17 protein-coding genes, 1 pseudogene and 1 riboswitch are annotated in these 20,840 nt (G+C 42.6%); of the genes and pseudogenes, 14 read left to right on the plus strand and 4 right to left on the minus strand.

Features of this window, described 5'->3' with window-relative positions; genetic code table 11:
* Nucleotides 1-5: 5 nt before the first annotated feature.
* From SB775_RS09970 to SB775_RS09980, 3 genes are all read left to right on the plus strand, one after another.
* The gene (locus SB775_RS09970) at nucleotides 6-611 is read left to right on the plus strand and encodes a uridine kinase family protein (RefSeq protein WP_284471895.1); all 606 of its coding nucleotides are present in this window, start codon (nucleotides 6-8) and stop codon (nucleotides 609-611) included.
* Nucleotides 612-718: 107 nt separating this feature from the next.
* A complete protein-coding gene (gene bluB / locus SB775_RS09975) occupies nucleotides 719-1,360 on the plus strand; it encodes a 5,6-dimethylbenzimidazole synthase (RefSeq protein ID WP_410861483.1) in 642 nt (213 codons plus the stop codon).
* A gap of 130 nt (nucleotides 1,361-1,490) precedes the next feature.
* Nucleotides 1,491-1,628, plus strand: coding sequence for a hypothetical protein (locus tag SB775_RS09980; protein ID WP_410861484.1), 138 nt, complete (start codon nucleotides 1,491-1,493; stop codon nucleotides 1,626-1,628).
* Between the two features lie 283 nt (nucleotides 1,629-1,911).
* On the opposite strand, the gene SB775_RS09985 is transcribed toward SB775_RS09980, so the two are convergent.
* Entirely contained in the window at nucleotides 1,912-2,052 is a 141-nt protein-coding gene (locus tag SB775_RS09985) for an RNA polymerase factor sigma-54 (protein WP_410861485.1), read from the minus strand.
* 416 nt (nucleotides 2,053-2,468) lie between these two features.
* On the opposite strand from SB775_RS09985, the gene SB775_RS09990 reads away from it, so the two are divergent.
* The 3 genes from SB775_RS09990 (at nucleotide 2,469) to SB775_RS10000 (ending at nucleotide 7,018) form a co-directional block, all read left to right on the plus strand.
* Nucleotides 2,469-3,794 carry an aminotransferase family protein gene (locus tag SB775_RS09990; RefSeq protein WP_061461455.1) on the plus strand — a complete coding sequence of 442 codons (1,326 nt, stop codon included), beginning with the start codon at nucleotides 2,469-2,471 and terminating at the stop codon, nucleotides 3,792-3,794.
* Nucleotides 3,795-3,812: 18 nt separating this feature from the next.
* The gene (locus SB775_RS09995; protein ID WP_410861492.1) at nucleotides 3,813-5,246 is read left to right on the plus strand and encodes an aldehyde dehydrogenase family protein; all 1,434 of its coding nucleotides are present in this window, start codon (nucleotides 3,813-3,815) and stop codon (nucleotides 5,244-5,246) included.
* A 251-nt stretch (nucleotides 5,247-5,497) separates the two neighbouring features.
* Entirely contained in the window at nucleotides 5,498-7,018 is a 1,521-nt protein-coding gene (locus SB775_RS10000; protein WP_089362598.1) for an aldehyde dehydrogenase family protein, read from the plus strand.
* Between the two features lie 325 nt (nucleotides 7,019-7,343).
* Here the strand turns inward: SB775_RS10000 and SB775_RS10005 are convergent, their stop codons facing one another.
* Entirely contained in the window at nucleotides 7,344-9,392 is a 2,049-nt protein-coding gene (locus SB775_RS10005; protein ID WP_410861486.1) for a molybdopterin oxidoreductase family protein, read from the minus strand.
* Between the two features lie 190 nt (nucleotides 9,393-9,582).
* Here SB775_RS10005 and putP point away from each other — a divergent pair, with 190 nt between their 5' ends.
* From putP to SB775_RS10020, 3 genes are all read left to right on the plus strand, one after another.
* On the plus strand, nucleotides 9,583-11,052 hold the full coding sequence (gene putP / locus SB775_RS10010; protein WP_410861487.1) for a sodium/proline symporter PutP: 1,470 nt from the start codon (nucleotides 9,583-9,585) through the stop codon (nucleotides 11,050-11,052).
* Nucleotides 11,053-11,218: 166 nt separating this feature from the next.
* A complete protein-coding gene (locus SB775_RS10015) occupies nucleotides 11,219-12,496 on the plus strand; it encodes an ATP-binding protein (protein WP_410861488.1) in 1,278 nt (425 codons plus the stop codon).
* Between the two features lie 47 nt (nucleotides 12,497-12,543).
* Nucleotides 12,544-13,680: a DEAD/DEAH box helicase gene (locus SB775_RS10020; protein WP_089362602.1), complete on the plus strand. Its 1,137-nt coding sequence runs from the start codon at nucleotides 12,544-12,546 to the stop codon at nucleotides 13,678-13,680.
* A 109-nt stretch (nucleotides 13,681-13,789) separates the two neighbouring features.
* Here the strand turns inward: SB775_RS10020 and SB775_RS10025 are convergent, their stop codons facing one another.
* Nucleotides 13,790-14,683, minus strand: a complete 894-nt coding sequence (locus SB775_RS10025) for a DMT family transporter (RefSeq protein WP_061461468.1) — start codon at nucleotides 14,681-14,683, stop codon at nucleotides 13,790-13,792.
* A gap of 165 nt (nucleotides 14,684-14,848) precedes the next feature.
* Here SB775_RS10025 and megL point away from each other — a divergent pair, with 165 nt between their 5' ends.
* Nucleotides 14,849-16,024, plus strand: a complete 1,176-nt coding sequence (gene megL, locus SB775_RS10030) for a methionine gamma-lyase (RefSeq protein WP_089362603.1) — start codon at nucleotides 14,849-14,851, stop codon at nucleotides 16,022-16,024.
* A 17-nt stretch (nucleotides 16,025-16,041) separates the two neighbouring features.
* On the opposite strand, the gene SB775_RS10035 is transcribed toward megL, so the two are convergent.
* Nucleotides 16,042-16,722 carry a tryptophan-rich sensory protein gene (locus SB775_RS10035; RefSeq protein WP_410861489.1) on the minus strand — a complete coding sequence of 227 codons (681 nt, stop codon included), beginning with the start codon at nucleotides 16,720-16,722 and terminating at the stop codon, nucleotides 16,042-16,044.
* Between the two features lie 255 nt (nucleotides 16,723-16,977).
* Nucleotides 16,978-17,108: riboswitch (FMN riboswitch) on the plus strand.
* 146 nt (nucleotides 17,109-17,254) lie between these two features.
* On the opposite strand from SB775_RS10035, the gene ribE reads away from it, so the two are divergent.
* From ribE to SB775_RS10055, 4 genes and pseudogenes are all read left to right on the plus strand, one after another.
* Complete coding sequence (ribE, locus tag SB775_RS10040) at nucleotides 17,255-17,893, plus strand: riboflavin synthase (RefSeq protein ID WP_061461474.1); 639 nt, start codon at nucleotides 17,255-17,257, stop codon at nucleotides 17,891-17,893.
* Nucleotides 17,894-17,911: 18 nt separating this feature from the next.
* Nucleotides 17,912-18,550 (plus strand): annotated as a pseudogene (ribB, locus tag SB775_RS10045) (3,4-dihydroxy-2-butanone-4-phosphate synthase); the annotation flags it as partial.
* Nucleotides 18,551-18,627: 77 nt separating this feature from the next.
* On the plus strand, nucleotides 18,628-19,098 hold the full coding sequence (gene ribH / locus SB775_RS10050) for a 6,7-dimethyl-8-ribityllumazine synthase (RefSeq protein ID WP_061461475.1): 471 nt from the start codon (nucleotides 18,628-18,630) through the stop codon (nucleotides 19,096-19,098).
* Between the two features lie 475 nt (nucleotides 19,099-19,573).
* On the plus strand, nucleotides 19,574-20,740 hold the full coding sequence (locus SB775_RS10055) for a DHH family phosphoesterase (RefSeq protein ID WP_410861490.1): 1,167 nt from the start codon (nucleotides 19,574-19,576) through the stop codon (nucleotides 20,738-20,740).
* Nucleotides 20,741-20,840 lie beyond the last annotated feature (100 nt).

The raw sequence follows: 20,840 nt of genomic DNA on the forward strand, positions 1-20,840 counted from the left end.
TGCTTATGAACTTTCCAACACTTAATGGACAGTATACGATTAAAAATCTTATTGCTGAAATTCACGAAATTTCCCAAAAAAGATCTCCATATATTATGGCCATCGATGGTCGGGGCGGGTCTGGAAAAAGTACACTCGCTTCCCTTATCCATGCAAAGTGTCCAGGTAGCGCAGTCGTTCATATGGACGATTTTTATTTGCCATCATCGAAAAGGATCCAGTTGCCCCCAGCCCAAAAACAGATTGGAGCGGATTGTGATTGGGAACGGGTTTTTAACCAAATCCTAAAACCGCTTACTGTAGGGAATGATGCAAGGTATCAAAGGTATGATTGGGAAACGGACACTATGGCCGAATGGCATATCGTTCCTGCTGGAGGCCTTGTCATTATTGAAGGGACGTATTCTATCCGTAAAGAATTGGCAGGGTCCCATGATTTCACGATATGGGTGGAATGTCCCCGCGATCAGCGCTTGAAACGTGGCCTCGAGCGGGATGGTGAAGATGCGCGTCAAATGTGGGAGGATAATTGGATGGTTCATGAAGATCTATATGTTGACGCGCAAAGGCCGCAAGAAAGAGCGAATCTTGTTGTGGACGGAACGAGCTGAATCCTGGGATATCTGGAAAGTCACTTTTAATTGTAAGGGTTTACCTGTAAAATTCATATTGAATTTTTAGATAAATTTCTGGGGAGCCAGAAGCATGGGGGGAAATTATGTTTAATAATGAAGAGCAAGCAGCCGTATATAAAGCCATTTATAACCGAAGGGATATCAGGAGTTTTTTGCCCAAGCCCATTTCAAAGGATAGACTCCGCAGAATCTTGGATGCTGCACATCATGCGCCGTCTGTAGGATTCATGCAGCCTTGGAGTTTCATTGTAATTTCATCTCAGGAAACCAAGAACAGTTTGGCATGGGCAGCGGATAAAGAAAGAAGGGCACTAGCTATTCATTATGAAGGGGGTAAAGAAAATAAGTTTCTTAGTTTGAAAGTGGAAGGGTTAAAAGAAGCACCTTACACCATTTGTGTAACATGTGATCCGACACGTGGCGGCTCCCATGTTTTGGGGAGGAACTCTATTCCGGAAACGGATATCCTATCAACGGCCTGTGCAATTCAAAATATGTGGCTGGCTGCCTGTGCGGAAGGATTGGCAATGGGATGGGTAAGCTTTTATAAGAAGAATGATATTCGTGACATTTTGGAGATTCCGCCGCATGTAGAACCCATTGCACTCATGTCAATTGGCTATACGGATCAATATCCGGATAAACCCATTCTTGAACTTGCCAATTGGGAAAAAAGAAGGCCGATGGATGAACTTATTTTCGAGGATAAATGGGGTAAAAGATGAAACTTTTATAATAAATGGATTCTGAATCCTCTTCGAGTGAACTGGGGAGGGTTTGGGAAAATCAGTTACACAGGTATTGGAAAGTTAATCTTTACAAAGTTATGAAGCCCCTGGTTTAGGGGTTTTTGTTGTGAGGAAATGGTTTTCTGAGAAAAAACCAGAAGGCACTCATTCAGTATGGGCGATTAAAAAGATTAATCCTGTTTACACATTTACGTTGGAGGGGAAGGCAACGGACCTGCAGCCATCACGAAGTGGTTGTAAATGAAAGAAGCAGTGAAAATATAGAAGGCTCTTTCGGAAGATACATATTCTGGAAGAGTCCTATTGAATGTACGTATTCAATAATTTCCGTGGATCCTGGTAAGTGCCTTTGTGAACACCGAAAAACTAAAAATAAAAACTGGCTGCACTTTTAACGTTGTCAGTTTTTTGATTTTAAAGGCTGCGCCTTTTAGAGGATTCAGGTATACCGAGGTCTTCATGGTTTTCCTGTAGGTTTTTCTGCTGAATCCGGTTAGTGCTTTTTATCGATCGTATATGCCAATTCATTAATCCTCAAGCTCCCACAGCTGAATGAGTAAACAATCAGTCAGATCTTTAGCCCCAACTCCAATGGGGTCAAGGGATTGCAATACTTGAATCATATCTTCTATTTCTACCAAGGAAACGGAAAATGCGAGGCAGCCCAATTTGCATCCAATTCAAGAAGTCCATATTCATTTAAGCCCCCCATTGGGGAATCTCCCTTTCGATAGCTTTCAAGGATCTTAGCATGCTCGTTTCTTCTAGTTTTTCCAGTGTTTCTGCTTTGCTGGAATAATTATCGTTCGGGTTGTAAACATCGTCGCCGTTGAAACTCGACAATATGCCTGTCATTTAGCACTTAATGTAATGGATGGGGTGATTAATGATTTGAATACGAATCGAATGATTTATATATGAATCAATACATGCTCGTGATGATTTGATTATGAATCGTTGTTCCTTGAATACCTTTAATATAAGACTCATATAATTTGGCATGCATCTTGCTATATCTATATATATAAATATAAAAATAAATTAGCTTGAAAAAAATCCATAACATGAGAAGGGTGTTTTTTACATGATTAAAGAGAAGACGGGTATTCAGGAATTAATCGATTTGGATAAAAAGCATTTTATTCATCCGACTACGGCAATCGAGCAACAGCAGGCAGATGGTCCAAGTTTCATCTTTAAGGAAGGGAAGGGAATATATCTTACGGATGTCACGGGCAGGACAGTCATTGATGGCATGGCTTCACTTTGGAATGTGAATATTGGACATGGACAAGAAGAGATGGCTGAAGTCGCGAAGGAACAAATGGCGAAGCTAGCTTTCACCTCAAGTTTCGCCACTTTCAGCAACGAGCCGGCAATCCGGTTGGCGGCCAAAATCGCTTCCATCGCTCCTGGGGATTTGAATGCAGTTTTCTTCACTTCAGGTGGATCAGAGTCGAATGATACGGCCATCAAACTTGCTCGTCATTACTGGCTTTTGAAAGGGCAGCCTAATCGTCAAAAAATCATTTCCCGCTCGAAATCCTATCATGGAGTGGCAATGGGAGCTACAAGTGCGACTGGCCTGAAGCCGTTCCGGGACTTCACGAATTCAATCGCACCGGATTTTTACCATGTGGACGGTTCTTCCATTGAAGAGTTGCGTAAGGTCATAGAACAGGAAGGACCAGAAACGATTGCGGCATTTATCGCTGAACCGATTCAAGGGGCCGGTGGCGTGAACCTTCCTCCTGAAGGCTATTTTAAGGAAGTAAGGGAGATTTGTAATGAATACGGCATTTTAATGGTGACGGATGAAGTCATTACAGGTTTCGGAAGAACAGGGACTTATTTTGGGATTGAACATTTTGGTGTTGTACCTGATATGATGTGCTTCGCAAAAGGTGTGACGAGCGGATATGCACAGTTAGGCGGTGTCGTCCTGAATGATAAGATGCATCAGGATTTCATTGCCCTTTCAAAAGGTACGCTTTTACACGGCTACACATACAGCGGCCATCCTATGGCTTGTGCGGTTGCATTGAAAAATATTGAAATAATTGAACGTGAAAACCTGATAGAAAACTCGAAACAGCGTGGTGAAGAGTTGCTTGCAGGCTTCAAGAAGCTTCAAAGCAAACACCCGATTGTTGGTGATGTCAGGGCACTTGGATTAATTGGCGGCATCTCCATCGTAAAGGACAAACAAACAGGTGAAGGCTTTGAGACACAGCTTGCTCCAAGACTGGTTGCTGAAGCGGCGAAGAATGGTTTGATTTGCCGGTCTGTTACGTTTGATCAAGATACACTCGTATTCGCCCCACCTTTAATTATTACTAAATCGGAAGTCGAAAGAATAATTGAAATCCTTGATGAGACATTTACTGCTGTCGAAAAAGAAATTTTATAAGAGGTGAAAGTGATGGTAATGACGGAAACGCTGAAAAAGAAATTATTCATTAATGGTAAATGGCAAGAAGCTGAAAAGTTCACGACACTAAAGTCTCCCTATAGCGGGGAAGTTCTGGCGGAGATTCCTTCTGCAAGCCTTGAGGATGTCGAGTTGGCAATAGAATCAGCCTATCAAGCTAGAAAAACAATGGCAGCTTTGCCTAGTCATAAACGCGCTGCCATACTTGAAAAGCTCGCGAGTCTTTTGGAAAGCCGCAAAGATGAGGCAGCTGAAATTATTGCTAAAGAGGCAGCGAAACCGATTAAAACGGCAATGGTTGAAGTATCCCGGACAATTGCCACATATAAATTTGCAGCAGAGGAAGCCAAAAGGATTCATGGAGAAACATTGACGATGGATGCTACAGCTGACGGAGAGGGAAGAATAGGATACACCGTCCGTGAGCCTCTTGGCGTTGTGGGTGCGATTACTCCATTTAATTTTCCGATGAACCTTGTAGCCCATAAAGTAGGCCCAGCCATTGCTGCCGGAAATACACTTGTCCTGAAACCTGCGAGCCAAACACCGCTATCTTCGCTATTTCTTGCTGAACTATTAGCCGAAACTGATTTGCCGGCAGGTGCGTTTAATTTAGTTACCGGAAGCGGTTCGGTTATTGGTGATAAATTAGTCACCGATTCACGGGTGAAGAGCATTTCATTTACTGGGAGTCCGGCTGTCGGAATCGGGATTCGTAATAAGGCAGGAATAAAGAAAGTGAGCCTTGAACTAGGTTCGAATGCGGCTGTCATCGTTGATAAAGGGATCAATATCGACAAAATCATCCAACGCTGTGTATCGGCAGCATTCGCTTTTCAAGGGCAGGTCTGTATTTCCTTACAGCGTGCATATGTTCATGAAGAGGTATATGATGAGTTCGTCAAAAAATTCATAGAAGCAACAAATGGCTTGAAACTTGGAGATTCTTTGGACCCGTCGGTGGATATTTCGGCATTGATCAGCGCTGGTGATGTACAGCGAAGCCTGGATTGGATCGGTGAGGCTAGACAACACGGTGCGATTGTTGCAGCAGGAGGCAAATCTGAAGGGAATATCCTGCATCCGACTGTGTTGCTGGAAGTGGATGCAGTGCTTAAGGTATCATGTCAGGAAGTCTTCGCTCCCATTGTTTTGATCAATAAGGTTTCGTCCGTTGAGGAAGCGATTGATTTGGTCAATGATTCCGAATTTGGATTGCAGGCCGGGATTTACACAGAAAATATCAATCTGGCTCTTTCTGCCGCAGAAAAATTGGAAGTCGGCGGTGTTATCATTAATGATATCCCAACTTACCGTGTCGACAACATGCCATATGGCGGAGTCAAAAAAAGCGGAACGGGCCGCGAAGGGCTGAAATATGCCATTGAAGAGATGACGGAAATGAAACTGGTCATTATTAACCGAAATTAATCAAAAAAAGAGATGAGCAGCTGCTCATCTCTTTTTTTGAGCTGCGGGTTTCATTTTTCTAGGAATATTGAAAAAGTCTGAGATGAAGGATTGCCCATATGTTATGCGAAAATGAATAGGTAATTCACGGTTGAATTTAAATGGTTGACGGGAAAGGGGAAGAAAACGTGATTTCCCTATTATTTCAAACTGGCATGAATCTTGCTCATATTATATATAGGTAGAAAACTTAAAACCGAGGAGGAATTTAGATGCAGGAAACTTTACAAAATAACACGAAAAAGGAAGGAACGGGAGCACTGGACTTAAAGATGTTCATCAATGGAAAATGGGTGAATTCGACTTCAGGTGAAAAGAGGGATGTATTGAATCCGGCCACGGGAGAAGTCATTGCTACGGCTGCGGAAGGCACACAGGAAGATGTGGATGCAGCGGTCGAAGCAGCGAAATATGCATTCTATGAAGGTGGATGGTGGGGTACTCCGGCAGTGGAGCGAGCTCGCATTTTATTCAAAATTGCCGATAAAATAGAAGAAAAGGCTGAAGAACTTGCTGCGTTGGAAACATTGGATAATGGGAAACCGTTGCGTGAGGCTCGTTATGACATAGATGATTCAGCAGCCTGTTTTAGATATTATGCAGGGTTGGCTACAAAACCGACTGGTCAGACTTACGAAGTTCCTGATGGTCAGCAAGCGATGGTCGTAAGGGAACCGATCGGTGTATGCGGGCAGATCGTTCCTTGGAATTTCCCTCTAATGATGTCAGCCTGGAAACTGGCCCCGGCACTTGCTGCAGGAAATTCAGTTGTGTTCAAACCATCGGAGGTTACACCAGTGACAGCGGTCAAACTATTTGAAATCATGGATGAGGTCGGATTGCCAAAAGGTGTCGCAAACCTTGTGTTAGGAGCGGGACCAGTTGTCGGACAGGCCATTGCCGAACATGAGGAAATCGATAAAGTAGCCTTTACGGGTGGAACGGAAACAGGACGTAAGATCATGGAGGCTTCACTGGGTAACCTGAAGAAGGTGACATTGGAGCTCGGCGGGAAATCACCTAATATCGTATTTGCGGACTCTGACTTTGAGACTGCAGTGGATTACGCTCTATACGGGATTTTCTGTAATCAAGGGCAAGTGTGTTCAGCAGGATCCCGTTTATTGTTGGAAGAGTCCATTTACGATCAGTTCATTGCAAGTCTTACTGCGAAGGCAAAAAAGATCAAAGTAGGTTCAGGTTCTGATGAAAAGAGCCAGATGGGACCTATCGTTTCAGAGGCACATATGAACAAAATATTATCGTACATCCAAATCGGAAAGGAAGAAGGAGCCAAGTTAATCGTCGGTGGAAATAGAATTAAAGGAAACGGTTTGGAAAAGGGATATTTTGTCGAACCTACCATTTTTGTTGATACGACACCGGATATGCGTATTGTACAGGAAGAAATTTTTGGCCCAGTGCTTGTCGTTCAAAAGTTCAAGGATGAAGCTGAAGCTCTTCGACTTGCCAATGATACGAAATATGGTTTAGCGGGAGCGGTGTTCACGAATGATATCGCAAAAGCATACCGTGTCATAAAAAAAGTGCGTGCCGGCATCACGTGGATAAACTCATATCATCCGACCTATAATGAAGCTCCTTGGGGAGGATTCAAGCAAAGTGGAAATGGACGTGAACTCGGCACTTTTGGTTACGAGGCTTATACGGAAGTGAAGCAAATCAATAACAACTTGGATATTCAACCAACAGGCTGGTTTGATGAAGAGTAAATAGCTTGACGAAAAGGCTGTTCCTTGGGGAACAGCCTTTTTTGTGGAATCGCAGTTATAATGCCAGAATCATGAATATATTTCTAGAATCGCAGATAAAATCCCGGAAATAGCAGATATATTTCTAGAATCGCAGATAAAATCCCGGAAATAGCAGATATATTTCTAGAATCGCAGATATAATCCGGAAATCGTAGATATATTTCTAGAATCGCAGATATATTTCTGGAATCGCAGATGAAATCCGGAAATCGTAGATGTATTTCTAGAATCGCAGATAAAATCCGAAAATCGGAGATATATTCAAAGGTTGCTGGACATTGATTTACTTTTGCTGGACTTTTTCAAGATCCACCCGTCCTGAAAAGAAAACGGCGCCATTACCCATATCTGAAAGGCGATCTGGGGTAAGGGAATTGATCTGTTGTTTGGTCTCAGGTGTATTCTGCCATAAGCCTTGGCTGACTAGTACGCCGGGTAACACATTTTCACCGGGAGCAGCGGTGAGCAAACATTCACCGCGTCCGTTCCAGATTTTAACCATATCTCCGGAAGCTATTCCTAATGTTTTGGCATCAGCGGCATTCATGTGCAGCTTCGGTTCCTTTTCCAAGGAGATATGTTTGGCATTATTTGAAAAGGTTGAATTCAAGAAGTTGTGATTAGGTGCCGGTATGAATAAAAATGGCAGGTCACTGTCTTTTATGATTGGTGTATATGTTGGCAGAGGCTGGTATCCATCCAGTTTCATCCGATCTGAGTAAAGTTCGATTTTTCCGCTTGGTGTCGGTAGTTTACCTGGGAATATCCGGCGCATCTTTGCTTTGACAAATTGATTCCTTGATAGGGAGTCATAGGTGATGCCATCTAAGTGCGGGTTATCGGGAAAATCCAGCGCCTGCCGTATCATTTCTTCCTCTGAATCTCTAAAAGCTTGTTCCTCAAAGCCCATTCCAATAGCCAAAAGTTTGAACAATTCAACATTCGATTTCGACTCGCCATATTTATTGACTACAGGTTTTTGTATTTGGACGTAATTATGCCAGTATGAATTATAAAAATCCTCCGTTTCATAAGATGATGTGGCAGGGAGGACAAGGTCAGCATACATGGCCGTTTCGGTTAAGAATAGGTCATGGACCACTGTGAATAGATTTTCCCGCATTAAACCTTGCTTCACTTTATTTGCATTCGGAGCGACAAGTGCTGGGTTGGAGCCGTATACAAACATGGATCTAATCGGGTTATCCTTTTCTAAAAGAGCTTGACCGATTTGGTTCATATTAATGGTCCGGGTAGCTTTATTATGCAATAAATCAGGACGTCTTAAGGCATTTGTATTAAAAGCAAGATAGCCTGAATTCCCTTTGATGGCTCCGCCGCCTTCCACCATCCATTGTCCGGTAAGTGCAGGCAGGCAGGCAATGGTACGTACTGCCATGCCGCCATTGTCATGGTGCTGCAGGCCATTGCCTATGCGAACGAATGATGGAGTGGTGGTGCCATACATCCTGGCTAATTCATATAAGTCATCAATTGGAACGCCAGTGATCGCGGAGACGGTCGCAGGCTCATATTGGCGGACGTGTTCGCGCAATTCAGCAGCACCCACTGTGTATTCATCGAGAAAAGGCTGATCGACTAGATTCTCGTCAAATAGTATATGCATTAAACCGAGGGCGAGGGCAGTGTCTGTACCAGGAAGAATCGGTATGAACCAATCTGCCCACTTACCGGTTTGGTTTTTATGTACGTCAATGACAACTACTTTGGCCCCATTTTTTCGGGCTTGCTGGGCAAGCGTAACTTGGTGCATATTTGTGCTTACGGCGTTGATGCCCCACAGGATGAAAAGCTTTGTATGAATCGTTTCTTCAGGGTCGATGCCGAATGAACCACCCATTGTATAGCTGTATCCGACTGAGCCGGCCGCATTACAGATGGAGCGCTCAAGCATGCTTGCACCGAGTTTGTGAAAAAAACGCCGATCCATCCCCTCTGCGCTGAGGTTGCCCATGTTTCCATAAAAGCTGTAGGGAAGTATGCTTTCAGGACCATGCATTTCGATCAGTTCTTTCCACTTTGAAGTGATTGTGTCAATGGCCTCTTCCCAGCTGATTGGAGTGAAATTCCCTTCTCCTTTCGGGCCGATGCGCTTTAATGGCTGCTTTAAGCGATTGGGGTCATATAGGCGGGCAGTCATGTTTCGGACTTTGTTGCAAATATTCCCTTTGGTGACTGGGTGATCAGGGTCCCCCAGGACTTTAATGATTTTCCCGTCTTTTTTGTGCAGCAGTAAACCGCATTGATCAGGACAGTCAAGCGAGCAAACAGAGGGAAAGACTCCATCTGGCTGATCGATATAGGATTGCATGGGCGTATCCTCCTAATAATCTAATCTCATAAATGAATCCAAAATTCATTTATATCTTAATTATATTGAAAGTGAAATCATTGAAAGGTGCAAGAACTTCTTAACATATGTTTTTTTTTCTGATAAGCTTACAAGATGAAAATTAACCTATATTTATCACAAAACCAATAAGTAATAGGAGGATTCATTTTTGGATTATGGAATTATAATATCAATTGGGATATACATGGCAGGTATGCTGTTAATTGGTTATTTCGCCTATCGAAAAACGGCCAACTTAACAGATTATATGCTTGGCGGACGGAACTTGGGCCCGGCTGTAACTGCATTGAGTGCAGGTGCTTCCGATATGAGCGGTTGGCTATTGATGGGTCTTCCGGGTGCAATGTACATTAGCGGTTTGAGTGCTGGCTGGATTGTCCTCGGCCTGTGTGCAGGATCTTATTTAAACTGGTTATTCGTGGCACCAAGACTTCGGACATATACGGAAGTGGCCGACAATTCGATTACGATTCCCGACTTTCTGGGAAATCGCTTTAAAGATGAATCCCGGATTTTAAAAGTGGTATCAGCATCGGTCATTTTAATTTTCTTCACCTTTTACACATCTTCAGGTATGGTAGCAGGCGGTGAGCTTTTCCGCTCCACTTTCAATTTGGATTACCGGTGGGGCATCTGGCTGACGGCGAGCGTCGTTATTCTTTATACATTATTTGGCGGATTTCTGGCTGTTAGCTGGACGGACTTCGTACAAGGTACGATTATGTTCATTGCCTTAATTCTAGTACCAGTTGTCACGATTGTAAATATTGGTGGCTGGGATCCTACCTTCAATGAAATAAAATCGATTAACCCGAAGTTATTACATGCTTTTGAAGGAACATCAACCATAGGCATCATATCACTTCTGGCTTGGGGACTTGGTTATTTCGGCCAGCCTCATATAATCGTTCGATTCATGGCGATTTCATCTGTTAAAGATTTGAAAAGTGCACGAAGAATCGGTATGGGCTGGATGATTTTTGCTATCGTAGGAGCCATGTTCACCGGATTGGTAGGGATTGCTTATTTTAACCTGACAGGCAGTCCTTTAGGGGAAAGAAATGCAGAGTCTGTCTTCATCCTTTTAGCTAAAGAACTGTTTCCTTCTTTAATTACAGGTTTCTTGTTGGCGGCGATTTTAGCAGCGGTCATGAGTACGATTGCGTCTCAGCTGTTAGTTTCGGCAAGTGCTCTGACGGATGATTTCTATAAGCAGTTCATTCGGCCAAATGCATCGGATAAGGAATTGGTGCTGGTGGGACGGTTCGGCGTTTTGGCAATTGCTGCCATAGCCCTCGTTTTAGCTTTTAATCCCAGTGGTACGATTCTTAAATTGGTGGGTTACGCATGGGCTGGTTTTGGAGCGGCTTTCGGTCCGGTCATTTTGTTAAGCCTGTACTGGAAGCGAATGACGAAATGGGGAGCACTGGCGGGAATGATTGTCGGTACCGCAACCGTGATCATCTGGGAAATGATCGATAAGTTCTCTGAAGTATACGAAATCATTCCCGGTTTCATTGCTGGTACAATAGCGGTGGTTGTCTTCAGCTTATTATCGGCCAAGCCTTCAAAAGATATAGAAGAGGAATTCAATCAGGCCATCAAAAACCTCTCTTGATCCTTTGAAACAGTCCAGTTAAATGGTGCTGGATTTTTTAGAGATATGAAACAATGAATGCAATATATATGATACAATATCCAAAGAGTCCTTATGTTGAAAACATGAGGGCTTTTTTTGAGTGATTTGGGAATAATAAACCAAAAAACAATACAAAGGATAAAACATGAAACAATCTCATAAAATTGCATGTAAAGTGGCTATTATATATATAATCATTGGGGTCTTATGGATTATCGTTACGGATTATATCTCTATGACACAGGCAAAGGAAGATGTTCAGATATATGCAATGTTTCAACATTCCAAAGGGTGGATTTTCATTTTCATAACCGGGCTTTTCTTATACTTCATAATTAGGTATTGGACAGGGAAAATGTTGAGGTCCCAACAGGAATTTAATCTGAAGGATGAACAGTATCAGTCGCTGTTCAACCATAACCCGGATTGTGTCCTTGAACTGAATCTTGAAGGTAATGTCGTTTCGATTAACCCGGAAGCTGAAAAGCTGTTAGGTAATAACAGTGACAATTTGAAAGGCAAGAATGCGAAGCATCTCATCAACTGGAATGAAAGGGAAAAGGTATCTGTTTTCTTTATACAGTCCCTTAAAGGCGAGGCGGTAAAATTCGAAACGACCATTCAGAATAAGAATGGTGAAGAGCGGATAATCCGTGTAACCTTTTTACCGATCATCGTACAAGCGGAGTTGCTTGGAGTATATGCAATCGTTAGGGATATTACTGAATCACGGCGCGAAGAGGAATTGATGATCATGTCTGAAAAGCTATCCGTAATCGGGCATCTGGCCGCGGCCGTGGCACATGAGATAAGGAATCCGCTGACATCGTTAAAAGGATTCGTACAGTTAATGGATATGACGAAGGAAGTCAATCCGCTGCATTCTGATATCATGTTAAAGGAAATTGATCGAATTAATATAATCTCGAGTGAACTGTTGGTTCTCGGAAAAAAACAGGATGTCGCTTTCCAAAGGATTGATCTTGCCGACAGTTTACAACAGGTATTCACGTTAATGAAAGCAGAGACGAATTTGAATAATATCGAGATGGGGTTCAGGGTTAAAACCGCCGAACCGATTTATATTATGGCTGATACAATCGAACTTAAACAGTTGATAATCAATATTGTCAAGAACAGCATTGAAGCGATTGACGATAATGGGAAAATTGATCTGTCGCTGAAAATCATCGATGATCAAGCTGTAGTCAGCGTGAGTGATAATGGTATAGGAATGGTACCCGAGCGCCTTGAACGGATTGGTGAACCTTTCTATTCGACAAAGGAAAAGGGCACAGGGATCGGGCTTGCGATTTGCCGGAAGATCGTTCATCGCCTTGATGGGGAAATGCATTTTGAAAGTGAGATAAACAAAGGAACGACGGTTACAATTCGTATTCCGTTGGCTACTGGACAAGAATAAATGGTACTATGAAAGATAGGAAAAGTTTTATATTAAAGGAGAACGATATGAGCGAATTACCTGCATTAGTGAACGATAGAAAACCATATATACAAGAGGTCTGGAAAAAATCCGGGTTCGGACAACTTACCCCGATTCAAACGAAAGCGATTCCCGTGATTGTTGAGGGAAAAGACATCTTGGCTGAATCACCGACTGGAACCGGAAAAACTTTAGCTTATTTACTGCCATTGCTAGAAAAGATAGATCCTGAAAAAAAATCGCCCCAAGCTTTGATTTTAGCATCATCCCGTGAACTGGTCATGCAAATCAATGAAGAAATTCGCATTTGGTCAGAGGGAAGCGGTATAACTGGTGCAGCATTCATCGGCGGTGCTAATGTAAAAAGGCAGTTGGACAAACTGAAGAAGCATCCACAGGTCATTGCTGGAACGCCAGGACGGATTTACGAATTGATTGCACAAAAAAAATTGAAGATGCATGAAGTTAAGACGATTGTACTTGATGAAGGTGACCAATTGATCACTCCAGAGCATATGGGAACGATCAATAATATTATCAAAACAACGCTAAAAGACCGGCAAATCATGGTATTTTCGGCAACCCTGCCAGAGGAAACGGAAAAAGCGGCCAGAGGATTCATGAATGAACCCGAAATGATCAAGGTCGATAAGCATGAAAAAATGGAATCGAAAGTGGACCATCTTTACTTTGTTGTAGAGAGACGGGAAAAATCCAAGATTCTTGAGAAAATCACAAGACTTAAAGATGTGAAGGCCCTTGCCTTCCTTAACGATATAGCAGAGCTGAGCGTCCTACATGAAAAGCTGAGTTATAAAGGTGTTGAAATGGGTGTGCTTCACGGGGAATCCAATAAAGTCGACCGGGAGAAGGCGCTGCGCAAGCTTCGTTCCGGAAAATCCCCGATGTTGATCGCAACGGATGTAGCGGCAAGAGGGCTAGATATAAAAGGCCTCACAGCAGTCGTTCATATTGATATGGCTGACAACATCGATCAATATATCCATAGATCAGGGAGAACAGGGCGTGCAGGTGCAGATGGCACTGTTATTTCAATCGTAACGGAAAGAGAAGAGCGAGAGTTGAAAAAAATGGCTCGTGAACTGGAGATTCCATTAACGAGAGTAACTTTCTATGGTGGAAACATCGTAGTCGATGAATGAGTTGGGGAAAAGGGATGGCCGTTGCGGCTGTCTCTTTTTTTTTGTAGGAGTCAGATACAATCCGCAAACATGCCTGAACTCCTTCTCGTCTTGAAATTAAAGTGGAGATTCATTTTGCAGAATCCACTCTACATGCCTTTTCCACTGTATGGTGGGATTCCCAGTTAACCAAAAATATGCCGATGAAAATGAGTGAACCTCCAACCGCAACGTACCAGTGAACAGGCTCATCCAGCAAGAGGTAGCCAGATAGGACACCAAAAAAGGGAGCTAGAAATAGGAAGGCGCTCGTTTTGGCTGAATCCCCCTTTTGTAATAGGAAAAACCAAACAGAAAATTGAACGATGGATGCCATGATGGCCAGCCATAACAAAATAAGGATGGATGCCTGGGAAATCTTGAAAAAGGGCTGTTCAAAAAGAAATGATCCAATGAGCAGGAGAAAACCTCCGCACAGCATTTGATAGGCTGACATGACCCAAGTGTCGAAGGTATGTCCCCAAACTTTCATCAATAGGGTCGCAATGGACCACGAAATGGCTGACATCAATCCAAGAAGAGTACCGGTCTTCAAATCAAGATGTGCCCCCATTGTGATAAAAACGCCAATAAAACCGAGCAAAACTCCCGACCATTGTTGCAAGGTGTAAATCGTTCTAAGAAATAGCGTTCCAAAAATGACCACTAATAATGGGTTCATGAATGTCAAGATCGAAAGTTCCCCGGCTGAAATGGTCCTTAAACCTACAAAGATGCATCCCATTACACCAGCAGTCTGGAAAAAACCGATGATACTCAACTTTGACCAATCCTTGATCTTTTTTGGATGCGGGCGTTTGATGAGCTTGACGACAATGGCCATGATGAAACCTGCTAGGATGAACCGAATCGCTGCAAGTAACATTGGGGAAGTATACGCTAAGCCAATTTTTCCTATAGCGAATGAAGAACCCATTAACGCAGTCGTTAAAATGACCAGAAAACCAAAAATGAATTTGTTCATCTTGTGCCCTCCCGAAGTCTTCAACTATAAATACCAGATTGTGAAAGTATATCACACATACTAAATTATGGGTTTTTACAACGGGGATATCTATGTATGAAAACGCTTCCTTTATGTGGATTTTTGACATATGATATCAATAGACATAGGTTAGGAGGAGATGTTATGACAGGAAAGTATAAACAGTTTGAAACGGCAGTCATACATGAAGGATATGACTCGAAGAAGCATTTAGGAAGCTTGGCAACACCATTATTCCAAACCTCAACATTCACTTTTGAAACGGCCGAGCAAGGGGAACGGCGTTTTGCCGGTATAGAAGATGGATATATTTATTCACGCCTTGGAAATCCGACGGTACAAGTGCTGGAAGAAAAGATTGCCGCTTTGGAAGGCGGGGAAGCTGGCCTTGCTTTCGGATCAGGTATGGCTGCAGTTTCTGCGGTGCTTTTTGCCTTAACTAAAACGGATGACCACATCCTGTGTTCACAGGGTTTATATGGTTGTACTTTTGGCCTTCTGCAGTTAATGAAAAATAAATACCGCATCACTCATGATTTTTGTGAAATGGATACAGAAGAAAAGGTAAGGAAAATGATTCGGCCGGAAACGACCTGCATTTATGTAGAAACCCCGATCAATCCGACGATGAAAATGATTGACTTACAGATGGTAGTGAGAGTAGCGAAGGAATATAATGTGACGATTGTAGTCGATAATACGTTTTCGACACCCTACTTACAGAGACCCCTTGAATATGGGTGTGATATCGTCCTTCATAGTGCTACGAAATATCTTTGCGGACATGGGGATGTCGTTGCGGGCCTTGTCGTTGGTAAGAAGGACTTTATTAATCAGGTAGCTGGGACTACACAGAAGGATATCGGTGGAATCATTTCACCATTCGATGCCTGGTTACTATTGCGGGGGTTAAAGACCTTGCCTGTCAGGATGGACCGTCACTCAGCCAATGCAATGAACATCTTTCATGAACTTGTGAAACATCCAAAGGTGAAAAAGGTATATTATCCAGGTGATGAAGCTTCACCGGATCATTATATAATGCAAAAACAGATGAAACACGGAGGCGGCCTTATCTCTTTCGAATTGCATGGTACAAAACAGGATGCACAGGAATTCCTCAATAAATTGAAACTTATCAAAATTGCCGTCAGTCTAGGGGATGCCGAGACATTGATCCAGCATCCCGCTACCATGACGCATTCTGCCGTTCCTGAAGAATCGCGGGAACAAATGGGCATCAGTGACCAACTGGTCCGTCTCTCAGTTGGCCTTGAAGCTTGGCAGGACATCTGGCACGATCTTCAGCAAGCTTTTTAGACCACCAGATTTCCCTATCAGTTCTTCCGATTTTTAATGAAGGTCGTGATCGACACGATAAAAATGAAAGCAGCCAGAATATAAGAAATGTCTGTGATTACCTGGTAGGGCGCACCATTTCGGATCCCGATGCCAATGAACGTCCAAACGAATACGAGAGGATAGCACCAATCCCGGTTTTTACCAGCAAAGACAAAGGCCAGGATTGTTGCTGCAATCAGCAAAACGATCGTCCAAGCTACACTGGAAATCCCAAAACCGTCCCATTCGATATAGGTAAGGTAATAAGAAATGTCGGCGATGGCTGCAACACTCACCCAGCCGGTATAAACGGAAAACGGAAAAAGGTCGAAAGGAGTATGCTCCACTTTTTTTATGCTTGTATAACTGACCAATAATATAGCCAAAAGAGCAATGATAATGAATACGGATAACAAAAATCGTTCGTAATGCCAAGCCAAAAGCCAAGCGCCATTTAGGACACAGCTTAAAGCGAACCAAGGGAAGGATGCCTTATTGGCAGGGCTGTTTTGATGTTTACTTAAAAACTGCCTGAATACCCAGATGGCGAGCAGAAAATAGATTAAACCCCAAATGGAAAATACATAACCGGCAGGAGTGAAGAGGACATCCAGTTTATCGGAAATCTCTCCAGATGTTCGGCCGTTCAAAGGCAGGAAATTGGCTAAAAAATTCATCGTGACGACGAATAGAAAGAAAAGCAAATTGTTGATGGCGATAATCTTGGGCTTCCTCCTTGTTTGAATTGTAATCCCTATAACCTATTCCACCAATTAGGCCCGGTTAACCTTTTGGAGCACATCGAGGTTACTTGGAGCGGAATTTCATTTTTCCATAAAGTGAGGGAGTTCCTGTAACAAATGAACCATTTAAGTTTAGAAATTTTACATCCTCACTTTAAGGTGATAAAATATTCAAAGATTCATATTATTTTAGTCCTTCGGGGTCGGGTGAAAATCCCAACCGGCGGTGATGAAGAAATTCTAAGCCCGCGAGCCTGATAAAGGCAGGATTTGGTGAGATTCCAAAGCCGACAGTAAAGTCTGGATGGGAGAAGGACGTGTGGAACCCAAGTGTATACGTACGCCTAATTTTTCAAAAAAGAAAATATTGGGCTTTTTAGGTATACAGTTTTTTTCACTCATTTCTCCTGTTAACTCCTTAGGTCATCCTAAGGGGTTTTTTATATTTTATAAAAGGGGGAAAAACATGTTTACGGGAATCATCGAGGATATCGGTACCGTCCATTCCTTGAAAAAAGGGAAAAGCAGTATGGAGTTGTCGATCCGTTCTGAAAAAATCCTTGAAGATGTTCATCTGGGGGATAGTATTTCAGTCAACGGGGTCTGCTTAACGGTAACGTCCTTCACGAAAAGTTTGTTTACGGTCGACGTAATGCCGGAAACGGTCAAAGCTTCCTCGATCCGGACGTTAAAATTGGGATCACCTGTGAATCTCGAACGAGCCATGAGTGCACAGGGAAGGTTTGGCGGTCATTTTGTTTCAGGTCATATCGACGGGACCGGAACAATCATAAAAAAAGAACGAAAAGAAAATGCCGTATATTATGTAATCCAATTGGAAGAAGGGCTCAGTGCCTTTTGCATTCCAAAAGGCTCTGTAGCCATTGATGGAACGAGCCTGACGATATTTGGAATTGAACGAAACCTTTTGACTGTATCTCTGATTCCATTGACTCATCAGGACACCGTATTGGGACAAAAAGCGGCTGGCGATATCGTTAACATTGAAAACGACATGATAGGGAAATATATTATACATCAAATGAAAAATGGCGATTCAAAACCAGGACTGAATTTAGAGTTTTTGGCAGAGCACGGATTCTAATAAAAGGGCGGTGTAATGATGTTCCATACAATTGAAGAAGCGATCGAGGATTTGAAAGCTGGCAAGGTAGTAATCGTATCCGATGATGAAGACCGTGAAAACGAAGGGGATTTCGTCTTGTTGGCCGAAAAGGCAACGCCGGAAGCGATCAATTTCATGGCGACTCATGGACGAGGTTTGATATGTACAACCATTACAGAAGAACTGGCAGGGAAATTGAACCTGCATCCTATGGTAGGAGAAAATACCGATCATCATGGTACTGCCTTCACGGTTAGTGTCGATCATAAAAGCACTTCCACAGGAATAAGTGCTTTTGAACGGTCCTTGACCATTCTTGAGCTTCTTAAAGAAGATTCGGTTGCTGAAGATTTTCAAAGGCCTGGTCACACTTTTCCGATAGTCGCTAAAGAAGGCGGCGTATTAAGGAGGGCAGGACATACGGAGGCTTCGGTGGATTTGGCAAAATTATGCGGTGCCGCTCCAGCTGGTGTCATATGTGAAATCATGAATGATGATGGATCGATGGCACGCGTATCCGATTTAGAAGTCATCGCTGGGAAATTCAACCTGAAGTTCATTACGATAGCCGATTTGATTCGGTATCTTGAACAAAGTGATACAATCGGGAAACAGGCACTTGAACTGAACATCCCGAATGCTTAAGGATTTTTAGCTAAATTAATCTTTAAATGAAAAAAATGATATTTTTTTAAAATTAGGAGGAATTGGACATGGGGAAAGTTATTGAAGCACAATTAATAGGATCAGGATTGAAAGTCGGAATCGTGGTAGGAAGATTTAATGAGTTTATCACAAGCAAGCTTTTAGGAGGGGCATTGGATGGCCTTAAGCGTCATGGCGTTGATGAAAATGATGTTGACATCGCGTGGGTGCCGGGTGCTTTCGAACTTCCGTTAATTGCGAAGAAACTTGTGAATACGGGTAAATATGATGCGGTTATCGGACTTGGAACGGTAATCAGGGGTGCCACTTCACATTATGATTATGTCTGCAATGAAGCAGCTAAAGGCATGGCTTCCGTTTCCTTGGACACAGGTGTACCGGTTATCTTCGGTTTGTTGACAACTGAGAACATTGAACAAGCCATTGAACGTGCCGGAACAAAATCAGGTAACAAAGGCTATGAAGCTGCCGTTAGTGCCATTGAAATGGCCAACCTTGGAAAATTGATAGAACAGTGATTTCACATCAGGAAAGCCGCAGGGAATAACATTCCCTGCGGCTTTTTGATGTGCCGGATTTTAAGGTCAATGAAGCATTTGTGACTTCCTATTTTTCCCCTGTTGTATGGACAATCTTGAAAATGGATAAGGCCACTTATTGGGAGGGACCTAGAAAGATGGATAGGGTAAGACTTTAAGTAGTCACTAACGGGGAGATGCCAGAATCATTAAAGGTTAACTGTGCTGCCCTGTCAGTTTTAAAGGAATACATGGAAATACAATTTCAAAGTAATGTGTTTTCATTATATTTGGGTATAATTTCTGTGAAATAATGAATCATTAGTGGTTTTTCGAAAAAAAAACGAACAAAAGCATCGCGTAATGAAAGCATGATAAAATATGCGGATATGATTATGCTACAATTGTAAAGATTGCAATTGAAATTCCTGTCTTTAGGGAAAAGTAAAATTATTAGTTATTAGGAGGGGTTTGTGTGTACCATCTCTTTACACATAATGATTTAGATGGAGTCGGCTGCGGCATTGTCGCTAAGCTGGCATTCGGAGAAGAAGTAGTGGTTAGTTATAATTCAATCGGTCGCCTTAATCAAAATGTAGGAGCATTTCTTGAGCAGGCAAAGATTGAGGATACATTGATTGTTACTGATCTATCGGTTGATGAAGATAACGAAAAAATGATTACGCAGTTTGTGGAAGACGGAGGAAAAGCGCTTCTGATCGATCATCATAAGTCAGCACTGCATTTGAACGAGCATGATTGGGCATCTGTAACTGTCGAACAGGAAGACGGTAAACAGACGGCAGCAACTTCATTATTCTATCAGTATGCAGTTGAAAATAAATTGCTGGAACCTTCAAATATTGTCGCTGAATTCGTTGAATTGGTCCGTCAATACGATACTTGGGAATGGGAAGTAAATAAAAATTCAACGGCAAAACGGTTGAATGACCTGTTTTTCATGATTCCGATAGAGGAATTCGAAATGAAAATCGCAAATAAGCTTTCTACTGCTGAAAGTTTCACTTTTGACGAAGTGGAGCAAACGCTTCTAAATATAGAAGAAAGTCGAGTAGATCGGTACATAAACAGGAAAAAAAGAGAAGTTTATCAAGCTACGGTCGGTCCACATACAGCTGGTGTGGTCCACGCAGAGTCATATCACTCAGAACTTGGAAACGAACTGTCGAAAGAATTCTCACATTTGGATTATATCGCAATCCTGATGGTCGGAAGTAAAAGAATCAGCTTCCGGACAATCCACGATGACATAGATGTTTCTGAAGTTGCTGGCAAGTACGATGGGGGCGGCCATCAAAAAGCCGCCGGTTGTACCATGTCCGAAAAGGCATATAGCCAATATGTCGAAAAGACCTTCTATGCCGAGCCCCTTAAACGCGATGCACATAAAAATCAATTGAATGTAAAAGAATCACCAGAGGGATGCCTATATTCAACAAGAGAAAAACAGGACATATTCATCTATGAAGATGAAGAAGAGGAATGGATTGTTGAAATCAACGGAAAACAACAGAAAAAAACATTCGATACATTTGGGGAAGCGGAAAAATACATGAAGCGGAAATATGCGGCATGGCTGGCCCATGATGAGAGATATGAAGAGTTTGTCAATAAAGGGTGAATAGGAAAAGCGGCTGTCCGAATTGAACTATACCCCGGATAACGGACACACATAAAAAAGTGTCCCTTATCCGGGTTTTTTTATGTTTCAATAGATGTAA

This window comes from Peribacillus sp. SIMBA_075, assembly GCF_046534585.1.

Excerpts from the sequence above, each read along its gene's own strand:
- SB775_RS09970 (WP_284471895.1), top strand. The coding sequence starts at position 6 with ATGAACTTTCCAACACTTAATGGACAGTATACGATTAAAAATCTTATT.
- bluB (WP_410861483.1), top strand. The coding sequence starts at position 719 with ATGTTTAATAATGAAGAGCAAGCAGCCGTATATAAAGCCATTTATAAC.
- SB775_RS09990 (WP_061461455.1), top strand. The coding sequence starts at position 2,469 with ATGATTAAAGAGAAGACGGGTATTCAGGAATTAATCGATTTGGATAAA.
- SB775_RS09995 (WP_410861492.1), top strand. The coding sequence starts at position 3,813 with ATGACGGAAACGCTGAAAAAGAAATTATTCATTAATGGTAAATGGCAA.
- SB775_RS10000 (WP_089362598.1), top strand. The coding sequence starts at position 5,498 with ATGCAGGAAACTTTACAAAATAACACGAAAAAGGAAGGAACGGGAGCA.
- SB775_RS10005 (WP_410861486.1), bottom strand. The coding sequence starts at position 9,392 with ATGCAATCCTATATCGATCAGCCAGATGGAGTCTTTCCCTCTGTTTGC.
- SB775_RS10015 (WP_410861488.1), top strand. The coding sequence starts at position 11,219 with ATGAAACAATCTCATAAAATTGCATGTAAAGTGGCTATTATATATATA.
- SB775_RS10020 (WP_089362602.1), top strand. The coding sequence starts at position 12,544 with ATGAGCGAATTACCTGCATTAGTGAACGATAGAAAACCATATATACAA.
- SB775_RS10025 (WP_061461468.1), bottom strand. The coding sequence starts at position 14,683 with ATGAACAAATTCATTTTTGGTTTTCTGGTCATTTTAACGACTGCGTTA.
- megL (WP_089362603.1), top strand. The coding sequence starts at position 14,849 with ATGACAGGAAAGTATAAACAGTTTGAAACGGCAGTCATACATGAAGGA.
- SB775_RS10035 (WP_410861489.1), bottom strand. The coding sequence starts at position 16,722 with ATGAATTTTTTAGCCAATTTCCTGCCTTTGAACGGCCGAACATCTGGA.
- ribE (WP_061461474.1), top strand. The coding sequence starts at position 17,255 with ATGTTTACGGGAATCATCGAGGATATCGGTACCGTCCATTCCTTGAAA.
- ribH (WP_061461475.1), top strand. The coding sequence starts at position 18,628 with ATGGGGAAAGTTATTGAAGCACAATTAATAGGATCAGGATTGAAAGTC.